This is a genomic window from Ruegeria sp. AM2 (assembly GCF_056540685.1).
This window is the reverse complement of the sequence record NZ_JBQFXE010000001.1, coordinates 268,407-283,139: the sequence shown is the minus strand read 5'-3', so window position 1 is coordinate 283,139 and position 14,733 is coordinate 268,407. Positions and strand designations below refer to the sequence as shown.

Sequence of the window (14,733 nt, the reverse complement as noted above, 5' to 3'; positions counted from 1 at the left end):
TCATATTGGCCTCAACGCCTCGGCGTATCATGTGTTGGTTAGGGTGGGCACTTTTGCTTTCGACGCGCCTAGTTGCTCTTCGATCTGTGTGGCCACGGCTAAAGTTCTTGCGGCATCGGCGACGTCTATCAACGGGCGCGCGCCGTCCATCACATCCAGGAAGTGATCCAGTTGCGCCTCCAGCGGTTTGCGCGTGTCTTTGTGTTTCTTCAACGGGGCAGTCCTTGACGGTGTGCCCCAATCCTCGCCCCGCCACAGAGTCATCGACGGATAGCTGATCGCACCCCTAGTGCCGGTGATCCACATCATGTCCTGGAGCGTGGTTCCAATGTTCGGGTTTTCGCCGGTGCCTGCTTCAAAACCCCAGGGGCTGGGGGCAGTGTCTGCAAAGCTGATGGTGCCCGTCGCGCCATTTTCAAAGGCAATTGCCACTGCGCCACTTTCGATCCTATCAGACCCGCGTATTGAGGCGCCACGCAAAGCCTGAACCTGAGAAATTTCGCCGATCACAAAGCGCAAAAGATCGATGTCATGCACCAGGTTGATCATCACCGGGCTGCCGCCAGAGGTGCGCCAGTTCTGTTGAAAATAAGCATCTGGTTTGCGCATGGCCCAGATCATTGAGACGGTCACAACCGTTCCGATTGCCCCGTTCGCGATCAGGGACTTAAGCTGTTGCAGGCAGGCATGATAGCGACGATGGTGCCCGACAAGCGTACGGACATTTGACCGCGAAACAGCGGTTTCCAAGGCTGCCGCATCCCGCACATTCCCGGCGACAGGCTTCTCGATCAGCATGTGCCAGCCACGTTCGGCGGCGCTTAGGCCATGCGCTGCGTGAAGGTGGGTCGGTGTTGCGATGATCACGCCATCAACCGGGCGGTCCACGTCTTCCATACTTCGAAACCGAGGCGCATCTACCACCACAGAGTCATCTGGATCGGCGAGCCCCACAAGTTCACAATTGGCGTGCGCCTGAACCGCGTGAACATGGCGAATTCCGATCAGTCCGCCGCCTGCAACGAGGATGCGCTTCACGTTATTTCTCCGGCGTAAAGTGCCATGACTGCGGGCTTTCTTTCCGGGTTCAGGCGCAAAACGGTGAGTCTGATGACCACCTGTGAATGTCGATATGTGGTTGTGACGCCAGACGCGCGCGGGCGGCCTCCCACTGGGATTTGTTGACCCGCCAGTCTTTCAATTCTCGCTCTGGGTGCGCGCGCGAACGGGCGATGAAATCGGGGAAATGACCCCGGCCCGTCGGCTGACCGGTGGCGCTGAAGCGAATGTCGAACGACCAACGAAAGGCGTCGGTGGTGTTCACCAAAGATGCATGCGGAGTCAGTGGATGGAAGAGAACCACGCCACCAGCCTGTACAGGCAAAGGCACCGCCGTGCTTTCGTCGACAAAGCCATCTGCGATGCCCGTTTGGGTTTTGGCACAATGGGGCAGGATCTCCTGATCCGGCGTTTTGGCTTGCACCTGCAGGCACCCGTTCTCAACTGTAGCGTCAGTCACGGCGATCCAGACAGTGACCATGTCGGTCTGATCCGCCTCCTCCAAGGCCACGGCTCGGTCTTGATGCCAGTCGGTCGCGGTAATATGCGCGCGAATCTCATCTGTGGCGAGTTTGCGAGCGGGCGGCTTCAGACGCACATGCTGGATCGGATTGCTGGTCAGCTCTGGCCCGATCAATTGTTCGACCACATCCAAAAGCGGTTTCGCAGTGAGCATTTCGAACACGGCGGGGCCGATATGAAACGGGGTGTCGGCCTTTATCCGATCACCGGGTAGAGAAATATCCATCGGCTGGAAATAGTCGCAACCGGCGTCATATGCGGTGATCAGCTTGCCCCAAAAATCCAGACCCTCAGTATGGGGCACCAGGCCCCGCGCGACCCAGCCTTCGAAAAGCCCGTCCAGAAGGGCGGAATACTCCTCGACGACCCGCTCAAGATCGTCCGGCGGGATGACATCCGGCACGACAAGATAGCCGTTTGTTTCAAAGCTGGAGATTTGGTTTTGCGTCAGCATTGATCAATCCTCACAACAGCAACGCGATGATGTTTGGCCAGATCAGCAGAACCGAAAGGGCCAGGATCTGGATGCCAATAAAGGGCAGGAAGCCGCGGAAAATGTCCGTGAGGCTGATATGCGGAGGAGCGACCGATTTCAGATAGAAGGCCGCAGGACCGAAGGGCGGTGAAAGGAAGCTGACCTGCATGTTCATACAGAACACAACGCCGAACCAGATTGCGACATGGCTGGGTTGCAATTGACCAATCAGGCCGATTTCTTCGATCGGCAAGCGCAGAACGATGGGCAAGAACACTGGGATAATCAGCAGAACGATCCCAACCCAATCCATGAATGCGCCCATGAATAGCAGGATCAACATCATTACCAGAATGACCAACATGGTCGGCAGGTCTTGACCAACGATCAGATCGGCTACGTACTGAGGTCCGCCCGCGATGGTATAGGCCCCGGCCAGTGACGCCGCACCGATGGTCACCCAGATGATTGTCCCGGTGGATTTGAGCGTGCGCATCAGGCTGTCCCAGACAAGCTCGAATGAGCCCTCGCCACGCAAGAACGCAATGACCAGAACCGCGAAGGCGCCCATTCCGGCGGCTTCGGTGATGCCGGTGATGCCGCCGTAGATCGAACCCAAAACGACTCCGATCACAACCAGCGGCGCGACAAGGCCTTTGCCCATGTGCCAGCCGATTCTCGCGCGCTCTTTGCCGAAGACGAAGAAGATCAGCAACAAGGCGATGATGGTGATTCCAGCGAACCAGGGCAGGTAGTCCGCTGTACCGAACCGCGCGGGCTCGCCCTGACTTGCGGCATTTGAGCCGGAGAGTTCAAAGAACGCGGCGCGGATGAAAAGCGTGGTCGAGAACCCTGCAACGACAATGCTCATGAACGCCGCGAAGAGCTTGCGCTTTTCGGTCGGTTCCGGATCGTTCGGATCAGGCTCGGGCAGGGGGGCGTCGTCCGGGTTCAGGCGGGTGCGGATGATGATGTAAAGGATGATCATCGAGGCAAGCATGAAGCCCGGGATGAACGACGCAGTAAACAAAGACTTGATCGAGGTCTCGGTGATCAGACCATAGATGATCAGAACAATCGACGGCGGGATCATCGTGCCCAGCGAACCAGAGGCGCAGATCACCCCGATCGCGAGGTTCTGGTTATATCCCAACCGCAGCATTTGGGGCAGGGCGATCAGGCCCAGTAGGACGACCTCACCACCGATGATGCCCGACATGGCCGCCATGATGACCGCCATGATCGACGTTACGATGGCAATGCCGCCTCGGGTCCGAGACAGCCAGACATTCAGGGAGGAATACATATCCTTGGCGATCCCCGACCGTTCCAGCAGGGATGCCATAAAGATGAACAAGGGCACCGATATGAGTACGTAATCCGTTAAGAGCCCATATATTTTTTGCGCCAATATATAGAGGGGCCCAGTCCCCGGTCGCCCGGTCAGGATACCATCGCCGAAAGAAAACGGGTTCAGCAGCAGCGTCGGTTCGAATTTCATAACCAGAACGAGCACAGCCAGCGAAGCCGAAGCCAAGCCCAGCGGCATCCCGATTGCCAGCAGAATGATCAAGGCGACCATCAGGACAAGTGAAATTGTGCCAATATCCATCAGTCTTGCCCCACTGCTTTTTTCAGCATTTCGATTTCTTCTTCGTCTGGTTCATCGGTGTGAATCTCGGGCTCATTGTTCCAATCCGCGATCAGGTTTACGACCGCCTGAAAGGCCACCAGAGTAATGACGATCAGCACCATCGGCTGCAGCGTAGCCGGTATTGGCGGGTTGAACGCCGAGCCGTAAAGCTCCCATTTGTAAAGCTTATTGACGAAGACTTGCTTGTAACTGCCGTAGACAAGGAAAAACGCGAACAGCACGATCAAGATGGTCGAGATCGTGTCAAACACCCGTTGCAGCCATCGCGGCACCGCATCGTATAGCAGAAAAATCCGGATATGGCTGCGCTGTTGCATGGCATAGTAGCCGGACATCAGAAAGACGAAGCTGGCGAACCACAGCGTCATCTCGTTGGCCCATTCGGTCGGCTTTTCCAGAATGTAGCGCATGAACACTTCGTAGAGCATCACGATAGTCATGATGGCGATCATCATCATCGTCACACGGCCGATGAACAGCGCAAAGCGGTCGATGCTGCCGCCTCCGCCATATTCCATCGCAGCGGGGCGAACGGTGCGAGCGCCGATGACAGCCAGGATCGGCGTTAGGATAAGGGCCAGCATATCAATGATGTCGATGTAGCCACCAAACAGGCCATTCATGCTCAACGTTATGTCGCTGCGCAAATAGATCTCTTCGACCTGCGATCTAAGAGATTCGGATGAGTAGGGTAGCCAGTCCAACAGAAATGCGGGCAGGTGCCAAACGACCCAGCTGCCTGTTGCGACAAAGGCCAATGGGATCAGCCATTCGACTATTCCACCCGTTGATTTCTGCATGTCTCGCCCCTTGCCGTTAATCTGCGATCCGGAAGTGATCAATAAAGCTGCGGTCCGGCTCTACGCCGATGCCGGGCCCGGTCGGGATAGCGACGCGGCCCGCGTTGGCCTTGACCTGGCCTTGGATATCCAGCGGAACGGTCAGCAGATCGTCCCGGAATTTGTTGTCTGTTGTGTCGAATTCCAGCATCGGCTCCCACGGATGCAAGCCGCCCGGTATGGCTGGCATAGCTGCCAGCAATTGCAGGTTGGTCGCCACCGCGACGGCACTGCCCCAGACGTGATTAACGACCGGGGTGAAATGCGCGTGGCACAATGCAAGGACCCGCAAATATTCTGAAACACCGCCAAGTGCGCAAACCTCAGGCTGCGCAATGTCCAGCCCGCGACTTTCCAGAAGGTCCCGCCAGCCCCAGCGATTATAGACAGCCTCTCCACCAGCAATATTGGTCTTCACCCCTTTGCGGAGTTCCCGGTACCCATCGACATCTTCGGGGGCGACAGGTTCTTCGAACCAATAAGCGTCCAGCTCATCCAGGGCATGGCCGACGTAAAAGGCATCGGACGTTGTATACGCGTGATTTGCATCAACCATGAATGGATAGTCATCACCGACTCCGCGCCGCACAGCCTGACACAGTTTCACATCCGGCTTTGGGCCAAACCCGGTTTTCATCTTGGTTGCGACAAAGCCTTTGTCTTTGATCGATGCGGCCTCGTCCGTGAAGCGACGTGCCAGATCATCGACCGGCTCGTCTCGCAGCATCATGCCGTAACCATAGCAGGGCACCGACGTCCGGTGCGCCCCGCCGATGAGCTTGTGAAGTGGGAGGTTCGCAACCTTCCCAGCGATATCCCACAGTGCGATATCGACGCCGGACAGCGCTTGCAGAGGCATTCCGCCTTGCCCATGATCTCGCAAAAGGTTGTAGACCTTGTGCCAGATCACGTCGCGGTCCATCGGGTCTGACCCCAACACCATGGGTTGGATGACATTTTCGACGATGGACTTGTTGGCGATGGCGACATTTCCGGGGCCGAAGCATTCACCCCAACCGGTTAAGCCATCATCGGTTTGTACTTCGACCAGATGCGCGGATCGTTTGTCGTAATACTGCTGCGAATATCCCAAAACCTCGGGCATGTCGTACTGCAGGACGTGACTGATGATTTTGGTGATCTTCATGAAACACGCGGACCCGAGGTGCCTTTGGAAAGGCCGCGTCAGCAGCCTTTCCGACAGTTTGTCTCAGCACAAGGCCGATTACTTCATCGCGCCCATGTCTTTCAGGAACGAGATGTGGCTTTCCAACAGCGCCTTGGCCTCGGGCGTTGTGGCGAACTCGGTCCAGCCAACCTGAACAGCGTCGCGGTAGGCGGCCAGGTCTTCAGGCGACCATTCGTACAGCTGAATGCCCTGCGCGCGCAGGTCTTTCGCGGTCTGAGCGTTCTGGACCTCGTTAATCGTCGCGTTGTGCAGCGCGAGGCTGTCCATGGCCACTTCGATGATCTTGCGGTGATGCGCAGGCATCGATTCCCAGACATCCTTGCGGCACGCCAGGTGGTCGGCAGGCATCGAGTGGAAGCCAGGGAAGTTCGTGTGTCCCGCGATTTCATACAGGCCCAAGCCCACGTTGTTGGTGAGGTTGGCCGCATCTGCACCGTCGATGATGCCGGTCTCAAGTGCGGTGAAGATCTCGTTGAAATCCATCACGATCGGCGATGCGCCCAATTCGGCAAACACTTTGGTTGCCAGACCCGGGGGCGAGCGGAATTTCCAATCTTTGAAGTCTTCAACCGTCGCGATCGGCTTGGTCGAGGACAGCGACTCCGGTCCCGGAATCCACCACCCGACGAACTCCATATCATAGCCGTTATACAGCTCGTTCAATGCGTCGCGGCCACCACCATGAAGCAGCCATGCCATTTGCTGATAAGGGTTCTGATAGCCGCCCAGAAGGTCCCCGGCGAATTGGAACGCTGGGTTCTTACCTGTCTGATAGCCACCGCCGGTCATGTCGCAATCGAGAATGCCTGTCGCAGCCGCGTCAAAGGTCTCGACCGATTTGACCACGGATGACGAATAGAACATCTCGACTTCGATCTCGCCGTTGGACATCTCGGTGATGTCCTCGATGAACTTGGCTGCCATCTTGCCAGACAGCTGTTCGGGCGAGAAGTGGGTCTGAATGCGGAGCGTTGTCGTTTCGGCAGTCGCCAATGTGGCTGCCATAGTGGTCGCTACGGCCACAGCGGCCGCTGTCGTCAATAATCTCATATTGTCCTCCCAGACGTTGAACGTGGCGTCCCGGAGATCTTGCCGTCCCCTTCTAAGCAACGCCGTTCGACGTTATGACGGCGAATCGAATGCAACAAGCAAAATGTGAAATTCATGAAAATTTCGAGATTCTTGCGCAAAATCGAAAATACGGATACGAAATTCAAACGGGACAGTTCGGGACGCTCAATCGAATGACAAGCGAAATCGATATTTATCAAGACCTTAAAGCGCGGCTGATTTCGAACGGATTCGAACACGGCGCCAAGCTGCGGGCCGAGGATTTGCGCAAAGAGTATGATTGTTCGGCCAGCACCGTGCGCGAGGTCTTGTTTCGGCTTTCCGCAATTGGACTGAGCGACTTTCAAGAACAACGTGGTTTTCGGGTCCCACAGCGGTCGCCTCAAAAGCTCATTGAATTGACCCATATCAGGATCTTGCTCGAAGGCGAGGGGACGGCTCTGTCCATCCGTAACGGTGGCGTGGATTGGGAAGCGCGTCTGACAGCGGCCCATCACAAGCTGAGCCACATCGAAAAGCGCATTCACACCAAGGACGACCCCAGCGATCTGGTGGACATCTGGTTTGCATCGGAAAACGAGTTTCACCAGACGCTGATATCGGCCTGCGGATCGGAAACTCTAAAGCAAATGCACGGGCGCATCTACGCGCAGTTTCGGCAGCAATTGATGGTTGCTGACCGAAAATTCGAGTTTATTTCCGAGAATATTCGCCATCACGCAAACATTTTGGATGCCGCGCTGTCAGGTGATGAAAACCTGACCCGAGAAAAGATTCATGACCACCTCAAACGGCATCTGACGGGAAAGACGATGGGGGACTAGCCCGCGAAGTCCTCGTCCAAATAGACTTTGATGATTTCAGCAAAGCTATCTTCCGCCCGAAACCCCAGGCTCAGCGCCCGATCGGTCTGAAAATCGCGAGGCCATCCGTTTACGATTGTCACGATTTTCGCGTCCGAAACAGGTTTGATCAGGTTGACAGTGTCCTGGCCCGCGATGTCCCGCAACGCCTCGATCTGTTCCGCCACTGTGCAGCTGATGCCGGGCATGTTCAGGGCGCGTCGTTTGTCCAATCTGTTTGTATCCAGCTTGGCCGCGTGGGTCATAAAACCTGCAGCCGCTCGGGGGCTTGCGTGCCAGTGGCGCACCGTGTCTGGTACGGGCAAAATGGCCTCTTGTCCGTTCAGCGGTTCCCTGATTATTCCGGAAAAGAAAGATGACGCAGCCGCGTTTGGCTTGCCGGGCCTGACGCACAGCGTCGGAAGTCGCAGCGACATGCCATCGACAAAACCTTTACGGCTGAAATCCGAGATCATCAGTTCCGACGCAGCTTTCTGAGCGCCATAGCTGGTTTGCGGGGCGGACAGGAAATCGTCGTCGATCCGCTCGGGGTAAGGCCCACCAAAAACCGCGATTGATGAGGCGAAAATCAACCGAGGGCGATAGGTTCCACCACAGATCTCATGTTCGGCTTTCAGTGCATTCAGGAATGCCCAGGTCGCCATCATGTTGACGTCCCAGCCCAGCGCAAAGTCGGCCTCAGCCTGACCGGATACGATAGCGGCAAGGTGAAAGATCACATCGTAACGGGCTGCGGCCAGCTCCTTAGCTGTATCCGGATTGCTGAAGTCCCCGGTAACGTTGGTTGTGGCAGTCGCGTTCTCAGGAAAACCGAGATCGAACAGGGTGAGTTCACAGTTTTGCCCAAAGGTTTCTTCCGCCAGAATGCGCTGCGCCAGTTTCTGCCCCAGCATTCCACCACCGCCGATGATCAGAACTTGGGTCATGACAAACCGTTCCGTTTTCTAAGCTCAAGATACAGCGCCGAGTGATCCAAATCGGCGGCGTCCATCTCATTGACCATATGTTCAAAGCGGTCCCGCACGGATTGAGTAGACGGAAGCTCCAGGCCAAACGATGCCGCCTCGGCCAGAGAATTGTCCAGGTCTTTGAGTTGGAACTTTGACAGGCCTCCTGGAACGAAATTTCGATCTGACATGCGTTCTCCGTGTTGTTGAAGGATAACGCTGTCCGCAAATCCACCTTTCAAGGCCGCACGCAACGCTGTGGGGTCCGCGCCGCCTTGTTCCGCGAGCAAGGTCGCTTCGGCGACAGCGGATATCGTGACGGCGACTATTGTCTGATTGGCGAGTTTGCACAATTGCCCAGCGCCGCTTGGTCCAACATGAACCGGTCGACCCATGGCAGAGAGGACAGGTTTCGCGCGCTCAAAATCCGGCGCTTTACCGCCCACCATGATGGCAAGGCTCGCCGCTTCTGCGCCTTTTGTGCCGCCAGATACTGGTGCATCTATGTGATCAATGCCCAATGCCGCCAACTGTTCCGACTGCTGCCGCGCATGTTCGGGTTTCGCGCTGGACATGTCGATCCATAGCGCGCCGGGCGCGAGCGCGGATACAAAGTCAGGGTCTGCCAACAGCGCTTGCGTGGCATAGCCGTCGGACAGCATCGTGACAATGACTGGCGCGCCGGACACAGCTGCACTTGCGGTCGGTGCGGCCTCAGCCCCGGCGTTGACCAGCGGTTCGACCTTCTGCGGGCTGCGGTTCCAAACCGTCAGATCATATCCGGCTTTCATCAGGTTGAGCGCCATCGGCGCGCCCATCAAACCGGTTCCGATAAATGAAATGCGGTTGCTTTGGCTCATTCTGTCAGGTCCTTTCGAACGAAACTTGGGTTGCGTTAGACAGGCGAACGCCTTGGTCAGATGAGGTGGCTTAACGGTTGGCTGAATCAACCCTGTCCAAGGCGTCATAACCGATTCGTGTGCAGAATCTCAAAAAACACAAAAATTTCGAGATTGACGCCCATCGCCGATACAGCGAGGTTACGGGCAACTCTTACCTCGGATGGGGATGATCAGGCCAATGGCACAAAAGATCACAAAAGACCAACTTCGGTCCCGCAAATGGTTCATGAACGCAGACAACCTCGAAATGACGGCTCTGTATCTGGAGAGATATCTGAATTACGGCCTGACCCGCGAGGAGTTGCAATCGGGCAAACCGATCATCGGCATCGCGCAAACGGGCAGTGATCTAAGCCCCTGCAACCGTCATCACATTGAACTTTCCAAACGCGTTCGGGATGGCATCATCGCAGCGGGCGGCACGTGCATCGAAATTCCGGTGCATCCCATTCAGGAGACCGGCAAGCGCCCGACGGCGTCGCTGGATCGCAACCTGGCTTACCTTTCGCTGGTGGAAAGTCTGTTCGGCTATCCGCTGGACGGGGTCGTTCTGAACATCGGCTGTGACAAGACCACGCCTGCATTGTTGATGGCTGCAGCGACCGTGAACATCCCGGCCATCGCGCTGTCGGTGGGGCCGATGTTGAACGGCTGGTGGAAGGGTGAGCGCGCAGGCTCAGGCACAGTGATCTGGCAGGCGCGCGAGGACCTTGCCGCGGACAAGATCGATACCGATGAGTTCATGGAGATTGCGGCTGCGGCAGCCCCCTCGGTCGGCTACTGCAATACGATGGGCACGGCCACGACTATGAACTCTTTGGCCGAGGCGCTGGGGATGCAGCTGCCCGGTTCCGCGGCCATTCCTGCGCCGTATCGCGAGCGAGGGCAGATCAGCTATGAAACCGGCAAACGGATTGTCGAAATGGTGTGGGAAGACCTGCGCCCAAGCGATGTGATGACTCGCGAGGCGTTTGAAAATGCCATCGTGATCAACTCGGCCATTGGCGGGTCGACCAACGCGCCGATCCACCTGAACGGTGTTGCACGTCATTTGGGCGTGCCGCTGGACAATTATGACTGGCAGGCTTTGGGGCATGACGTCCCTCTGCTGGTCAACATGCAACCCGCCGGGAAGTACCTGGGCGAAGACTATCAGCAAGCCGGTGGCGTTCCCGCCGTTGTGGGAGAGTTGATTGCAGGAGGTCTGCTGCCTCATCCCGATGCGCCAACCGTTAACGGCCAGACCATGGGCGAGAACTGCACGAAACGTCGGACGCTGAATGACGATGTGATCAAACCGGTCAGCACGCCGGTGAAGGCACAGGCCGGGTTCATCAATTTGTCAGGCAACTTGTTCGAAAGCGCGATCATGAAGACCTCGGTGATCTCGCCCGCATTTCGTGAGGCTTATTTGTCAAACCCCGATGATCCGGACGCCTTTGAAGGTCGGGCCGTCGTCTTTGATGGTCCAGAGGATTTTCACCACCGCATCGATGATCCAGCAGAAAACATTGACGAAAACTGCATTCTGATCATGCGCGGTGCCGGGCCGAAGGGCTATCCAGGTGCGGCCGAAGTGGTGAACATGCGCCCGCCATCATACCTTATCAAAAAAGGGGTTGAGGCGCTGCCTTGCATTGGTGACGGGCGGCAATCCGGGACGTCCGGAAGTCCGTCGATCCTGAACGCTTCACCCGAGGCTGCAGAAGGCGGCGGGCTGGCGTTGGTTCAAACCGGTGACCGTTTGCGCATCGATCTGGGCAAAGGCACGGCTGACATGCTGGTGCCCTTGGATGAGTTGAACGAACGCGCCCGCACACTTGAGGCCAATGGCGGTTATGACATGCCGCCCAATCAATCCCCTTGGCAGGAAATTTTCCGCGAAAAGGTCGACCGCCTGGATCGTGGCATGACCCTTAAAGGGGCCGATGGATATAGAGATATTGCGCGGCAATACATGCCTCGGGACAATCACTAAGAGGATACGAACATGAAACTCGTTCGTTACGGAGAGGCGGGGGCCGAAAAGCCTGCCATGCTGGACGATGCCGGACTTTTGCGGGATTTGTCTGACCACGTGGATGACATCACTGGCGATGTTCTGGGTGACGAAAGCCTTGACCGGCTGCGCGCGCTTGATCCTGCGGGACTTGCTATTGTCGAAGGCGAGCAGCGCATCGGCCCCTGTGTCGGGAATATCGGAAAGTTTCTGTGCATCGGCCTGAACTACTCGGATCATGCGGCAGAAACCGGAGCGGCAATACCGGAACATCCAATCCTGTTCTTCAAGGCCAATTCGGCCATCGTTGGAGCATATGACGATGTGGTCATGCCGCGCGGGTCAACGCATACTGATTGGGAATGCGAGTTGGGGGTCGTGATCGGCAAAACTGCCAAATACGTCTCGAAAGAAGACGCGCTGTCCTATGTCGCAGGCTATTGCATCGTCAATGATGTCTCGGAACGGCACTTTCAAAAGCACCTGACCGGACAGTGGACCAAGGGCAAATCCTGTGACACGTTCGGTCCGACCGGGCCTTGGCTGGTGACGCGGGACGAGGTGGGAGACCCGCAGGCGCTCAGCATGGAATTGGATGTAAACGGCACCCGGATGCAGACCGGGAACACCGCGACCATGATCTTTACCGTGGCCGAGATCATTGAACATCTGAGCCAGCTATTCACGTTGCATCCCGGTGATGTGATTTCAACCGGAACGCCTCCGGGCGTGGGGCTGGGGATCAAGCCTAATCCAGTCTTCCTCAAGAAAGGCGATGTGATGGATTTGCGTATTCAGGGCTTGGGACACCAACGGCAAGTGGTGGACCAGGATGGCTGATCTTCTTCAAATCGGTGGCATCACCGACCCAATGCGCGCGCGATTGACCGAGGCATTTACGATCCACCAGTTGGACGATTATGACCCAAGCGAGATCACGCATGTCATTACCAATGGCCATGCAGGTGTACCGCCAGAGGTCATGTCGGGGCTGCCGAACTTGAAGATGATCAGCGTTTATGGAGTTGGCTACGACGCAGTGGATGCTGCCCAAGCAGCGCGGCGCGGTGTCATGGTGACACATACGCCGAACGTGCTGAACCAAGAAGTTGCCACAACGGCTGTCCTGTTAATGTTGGCCTGCTACCGAGAGCTTGTGCGCGATGACGCATATGTGCGGGAAGGGTTATGGGAAACTGAAGGTAATGCTGCCCTAACCCGCTCAGCAGACAATCAGAAGGTTGGCATTCTGGGTTTGGGGCGCATTGGTCAGGCCATTGCCGACAAGTTGAAGCCATGGAATGCCGAGATTGTCTATCACTCTCGTGGTCGGAAAGACGTGGAATATCAGTATTTTGCTGATCTGGCCGAGATGGCGGCTTACGTTGACACTCTGATCTGCATCACGCCCGGGGGGCCAGCGACAAACAAGATCGTCAATGCCGAGATTCTAAGGGCGCTGGGACCGAACGGGACGCTGATCAATGTCAGCCGAGGGTCGGTTGTGGATGAGGCGGCGATGATCCAAGCGCTGCGGGACGGCAGTTTAGGTTGGGCCGGTCTCGATGTGTTCGAGGCAGAGCCGGTCGTACCGCAGGCGCTGCGAGACCTGCCGAATGTCACCCTGTTGCCGCACGCAGGAAGTGCCACGGTCGAAACCCGCGCTGCGATGGGGAATCTGACGGTCGATAATCTGTTGCAGCATCTCAAGGACGGCACTGTGATGACCGCTGTTCCGGAATGCGCGGACCTGTAAGGGACGGACGGCGTGATTGAATTCATCATCGCCGTCTTTTTTCTACTGATAACGCCGGGGCCGGGGGTGCTGACAACGGCAGGGATTGGTGCCGCTTTTGGATATCGCGCCGGTTTCGGATTTGTCGCGGGGCTGATGACGGGCGGCTTCATCAACATGATGCTCGTCGTATCCGGCGTAGCCGCCATTGCGTTTGCGGTCCCAGTATTGCGGACTGTGCTGCTGTTCGCCTCCGCCTCATATCTTGTCTATCTGGCGTGGCGGATAGCCAGCGCGGGGTCGCGGATCGGATTTGCACCCGCGCGTACACCTTTGGGATTTCGTAACGGCCTGATGCTGCAATTCATCAATCCCAAAGCCTATGTGGTTAGCACGACCCTATTTTCCGGTTTCGCTTTCATGCCAAACTCACCGGCTTGGGAAGTCGTCGTGAAACTAATCGTTTTCAATGCGATATGGCTGCCCGTTCATCTGATTTGGCTGGGCGCGGGAACCGCGCTTGGCCATCTGGATCTCGGCCCTCGGACGCAACGCGTGATCAACGTCGGCATGGCTGCATCCTTGCTGATCGTGGTTACAATTGCCCTAGTTTCGACGCTATGACGACAGTGTTGAAAACTCAGGCCACTGGTCGATTTTCAGAGCGAAGCAGTGATGCCGCCGTCTACGTACAGGGTGTGCCCATTGACAAAACTGGACGCAGCGGAAGACAGGAAGATCGCAGCGCCCACAAGTTCTTCGACGTCGCCCCACCGACCTGCTGGCGTGCGATTTGCCAGCCACGCGCTGAATTCAGGGTCGGCGACCAATGCGGCGTTCAACGGCGTGTCAAAATAGCCGGGCGCAATTGCATTGCAGTTCAGCCCGTATTTGGCCCAATCCGTTGCCATGCCCTTGGTCAGGTTGCCGACCGCCCCTTTGGTCGCCGTATATGGCGCAATACCTGGGCGGGCGAGGGCGGTTTGAACCGATGCGATATTGATAATCTTGCCCGCGCCTCGGCCAATCATATGGCGGGCGACCGCCTGACCAACGTGAAATACCGACGCGATGTTGGTTTGAAGCAGCCTTTCGAACGCATCCGCAGGAAAGTCCTGCAACTCGGTGCGGTGCTGCATGCCCGCGTTGTTGATCAGCACGTCGATAGGGCCGGTGCTGGCTTCAAAATTATCGACCGCAACTCGAACCGCATCGTGATCCGTGACATCGAACGCAAGTTCGCGAACGTTTGCACCCGCTTGTTCCAGTTGCTCGTGCGCGGCTGCAAGTTTGCTGGCATCGCGGCCGTTCAGAACAATTTCCGCCCCTGCATCCGCGAGACCTTTGGCCAGCGCAAACCCGATCCCCTGGCTGGAGCCCGTAATCAGAACTCGCGACCCGCTCAGGTCAAACATCTGAAGTGTCATATCAAAAACCCCTTGGTACTTGGCACCGACTATCCGTATCTTTTTCCGATC

At 56.9% G+C, this 14,733-nt stretch carries 14 protein-coding genes; 5 read left to right on the top strand and 9 right to left on the bottom strand.

All coding sequences use genetic code 11. The features are described from left to right. Positions 1-27 precede the first annotated feature (27 nt). The 6 genes from ACR0CR_RS01455 to ACR0CR_RS01430 form a co-directional block, all read right to left on the bottom strand. Positions 28-1,038 carry a Gfo/Idh/MocA family protein gene (locus ACR0CR_RS01455; RefSeq protein ID WP_480596069.1) on the bottom strand — a complete coding sequence of 337 codons (1,011 nt, stop codon included), beginning with the start codon at positions 1,036-1,038 and terminating at the stop codon, positions 28-30. 49 nt (positions 1,039-1,087) lie between these two features. Next, the gene (locus ACR0CR_RS01450; RefSeq protein WP_480596067.1) at positions 1,088-2,035 is read right to left on the bottom strand and encodes a phytanoyl-CoA dioxygenase family protein; all 948 of its coding nucleotides are present in this window, start codon (positions 2,033-2,035) and stop codon (positions 1,088-1,090) included. A 10-nt stretch (positions 2,036-2,045) separates the two neighbouring features. Continuing rightward, positions 2,046-3,668 carry a TRAP transporter large permease gene (locus tag ACR0CR_RS01445; protein ID WP_480596066.1) on the bottom strand — a complete coding sequence of 541 codons (1,623 nt, stop codon included), beginning with the start codon at positions 3,666-3,668 and terminating at the stop codon, positions 2,046-2,048. After that, complete coding sequence (locus ACR0CR_RS01440) at positions 3,668-4,510, bottom strand: TRAP transporter small permease subunit (protein WP_480596064.1); 843 nt, start codon at positions 4,508-4,510, stop codon at positions 3,668-3,670. The genes ACR0CR_RS01445 and ACR0CR_RS01440 overlap by 1 nt, the downstream gene beginning before the upstream one ends. A 16-nt stretch (positions 4,511-4,526) precedes the next feature. Next, complete coding sequence (locus ACR0CR_RS01435; RefSeq protein ID WP_480596063.1) at positions 4,527-5,696, bottom strand: mandelate racemase/muconate lactonizing enzyme family protein; 1,170 nt, start codon at positions 5,694-5,696, stop codon at positions 4,527-4,529. Positions 5,697-5,774: 78 nt separating this feature from the next. Then, a complete protein-coding gene (locus tag ACR0CR_RS01430; protein ID WP_480596062.1) occupies positions 5,775-6,788 on the bottom strand; it encodes a TRAP transporter substrate-binding protein in 1,014 nt (337 codons plus the stop codon). A 194-nt stretch (positions 6,789-6,982) separates the two neighbouring features. On the opposite strand from ACR0CR_RS01430, the gene ACR0CR_RS01425 reads away from it, so the two are divergent. Continuing rightward, a complete protein-coding gene (locus tag ACR0CR_RS01425) occupies positions 6,983-7,633 on the top strand; it encodes a GntR family transcriptional regulator (RefSeq protein ID WP_480596061.1) in 651 nt (216 codons plus the stop codon). Here ACR0CR_RS01425 and denD read toward each other — a convergent pair. Next, positions 7,630-8,598, bottom strand: coding sequence for a D-erythronate dehydrogenase (gene denD / locus ACR0CR_RS01420; protein ID WP_480596059.1), 969 nt, complete (start codon positions 8,596-8,598; stop codon positions 7,630-7,632). The genes ACR0CR_RS01425 and denD overlap by 4 nt on opposite strands. Beyond that, positions 8,595-9,479, bottom strand: coding sequence for an NAD(P)-dependent oxidoreductase (locus tag ACR0CR_RS01415; RefSeq protein WP_480596058.1), 885 nt, complete (start codon positions 9,477-9,479; stop codon positions 8,595-8,597). The genes denD and ACR0CR_RS01415 overlap by 4 nt, the downstream gene beginning before the upstream one ends. Before the next feature lie 220 nt (positions 9,480-9,699). Here ACR0CR_RS01415 and ACR0CR_RS01410 point away from each other — a divergent pair, with 220 nt between their 5' ends. Genes ACR0CR_RS01410 through ACR0CR_RS01395 form a run of 4 tightly spaced genes read left to right on the top strand, consistent with a single transcriptional unit; the run spans position 9,700 to position 13,879 of the window. Continuing rightward, positions 9,700-11,499: an IlvD/Edd family dehydratase gene (locus ACR0CR_RS01410; RefSeq protein WP_480596056.1), complete on the top strand. Its 1,800-nt coding sequence runs from the start codon at positions 9,700-9,702 to the stop codon at positions 11,497-11,499. A 12-nt stretch (positions 11,500-11,511) separates the two neighbouring features. Further along, the gene (locus ACR0CR_RS01405; protein WP_480596055.1) at positions 11,512-12,360 is read left to right on the top strand and encodes a fumarylacetoacetate hydrolase family protein; all 849 of its coding nucleotides are present in this window, start codon (positions 11,512-11,514) and stop codon (positions 12,358-12,360) included. Beyond that, a complete protein-coding gene (locus ACR0CR_RS01400) occupies positions 12,353-13,276 on the top strand; it encodes a 2-hydroxyacid dehydrogenase (RefSeq protein WP_480596053.1) in 924 nt (307 codons plus the stop codon). The genes ACR0CR_RS01405 and ACR0CR_RS01400 overlap by 8 nt, the downstream gene beginning before the upstream one ends. Before the next feature lie 12 nt (positions 13,277-13,288). Continuing rightward, entirely contained in the window at positions 13,289-13,879 is a 591-nt protein-coding gene (locus ACR0CR_RS01395) for a LysE family translocator (protein ID WP_480596051.1), read from the top strand. Positions 13,880-13,914: 35 nt separating this feature from the next. On the opposite strand, the gene ACR0CR_RS01390 is transcribed toward ACR0CR_RS01395, so the two are convergent. Then, on the bottom strand, positions 13,915-14,682 hold the full coding sequence (locus ACR0CR_RS01390) for an SDR family oxidoreductase (RefSeq protein WP_480596050.1): 768 nt from the start codon (positions 14,680-14,682) through the stop codon (positions 13,915-13,917). Between the last annotated feature and the right edge of the window lie 51 nt (positions 14,683-14,733).

Coding starts and splice junctions, on each gene's coding strand:
- denD (WP_480596059.1), bottom strand. CDS start 8,598: ATGACCCAAGTTCTGATCATCGGCGGTGGTGGAATGCTGGGGCAGAAA.
- ACR0CR_RS01450 (WP_480596067.1), bottom strand. CDS start 2,035: ATGCTGACGCAAAACCAAATCTCCAGCTTTGAAACAAACGGCTATCTT.
- ACR0CR_RS01435 (WP_480596063.1), bottom strand. CDS start 5,696: ATGAAGATCACCAAAATCATCAGTCACGTCCTGCAGTACGACATGCCC.
- ACR0CR_RS01400 (WP_480596053.1), top strand. CDS start 12,353: ATGGCTGATCTTCTTCAAATCGGTGGCATCACCGACCCAATGCGCGCG.
- ACR0CR_RS01425 (WP_480596061.1), top strand. CDS start 6,983: ATGACAAGCGAAATCGATATTTATCAAGACCTTAAAGCGCGGCTGATT.
- ACR0CR_RS01445 (WP_480596066.1), bottom strand. CDS start 3,668: ATGGATATTGGCACAATTTCACTTGTCCTGATGGTCGCCTTGATCATT.
- ACR0CR_RS01405 (WP_480596055.1), top strand. CDS start 11,512: ATGAAACTCGTTCGTTACGGAGAGGCGGGGGCCGAAAAGCCTGCCATG.
- ACR0CR_RS01390 (WP_480596050.1), bottom strand. CDS start 14,682: ATGACACTTCAGATGTTTGACCTGAGCGGGTCGCGAGTTCTGATTACG.
- ACR0CR_RS01410 (WP_480596056.1), top strand. CDS start 9,700: ATGGCACAAAAGATCACAAAAGACCAACTTCGGTCCCGCAAATGGTTC.
- ACR0CR_RS01440 (WP_480596064.1), bottom strand. CDS start 4,510: ATGCAGAAATCAACGGGTGGAATAGTCGAATGGCTGATCCCATTGGCC.
- ACR0CR_RS01430 (WP_480596062.1), bottom strand. CDS start 6,788: ATGAGATTATTGACGACAGCGGCCGCTGTGGCCGTAGCGACCACTATG.
- ACR0CR_RS01415 (WP_480596058.1), bottom strand. CDS start 9,479: ATGAGCCAAAGCAACCGCATTTCATTTATCGGAACCGGTTTGATGGGC.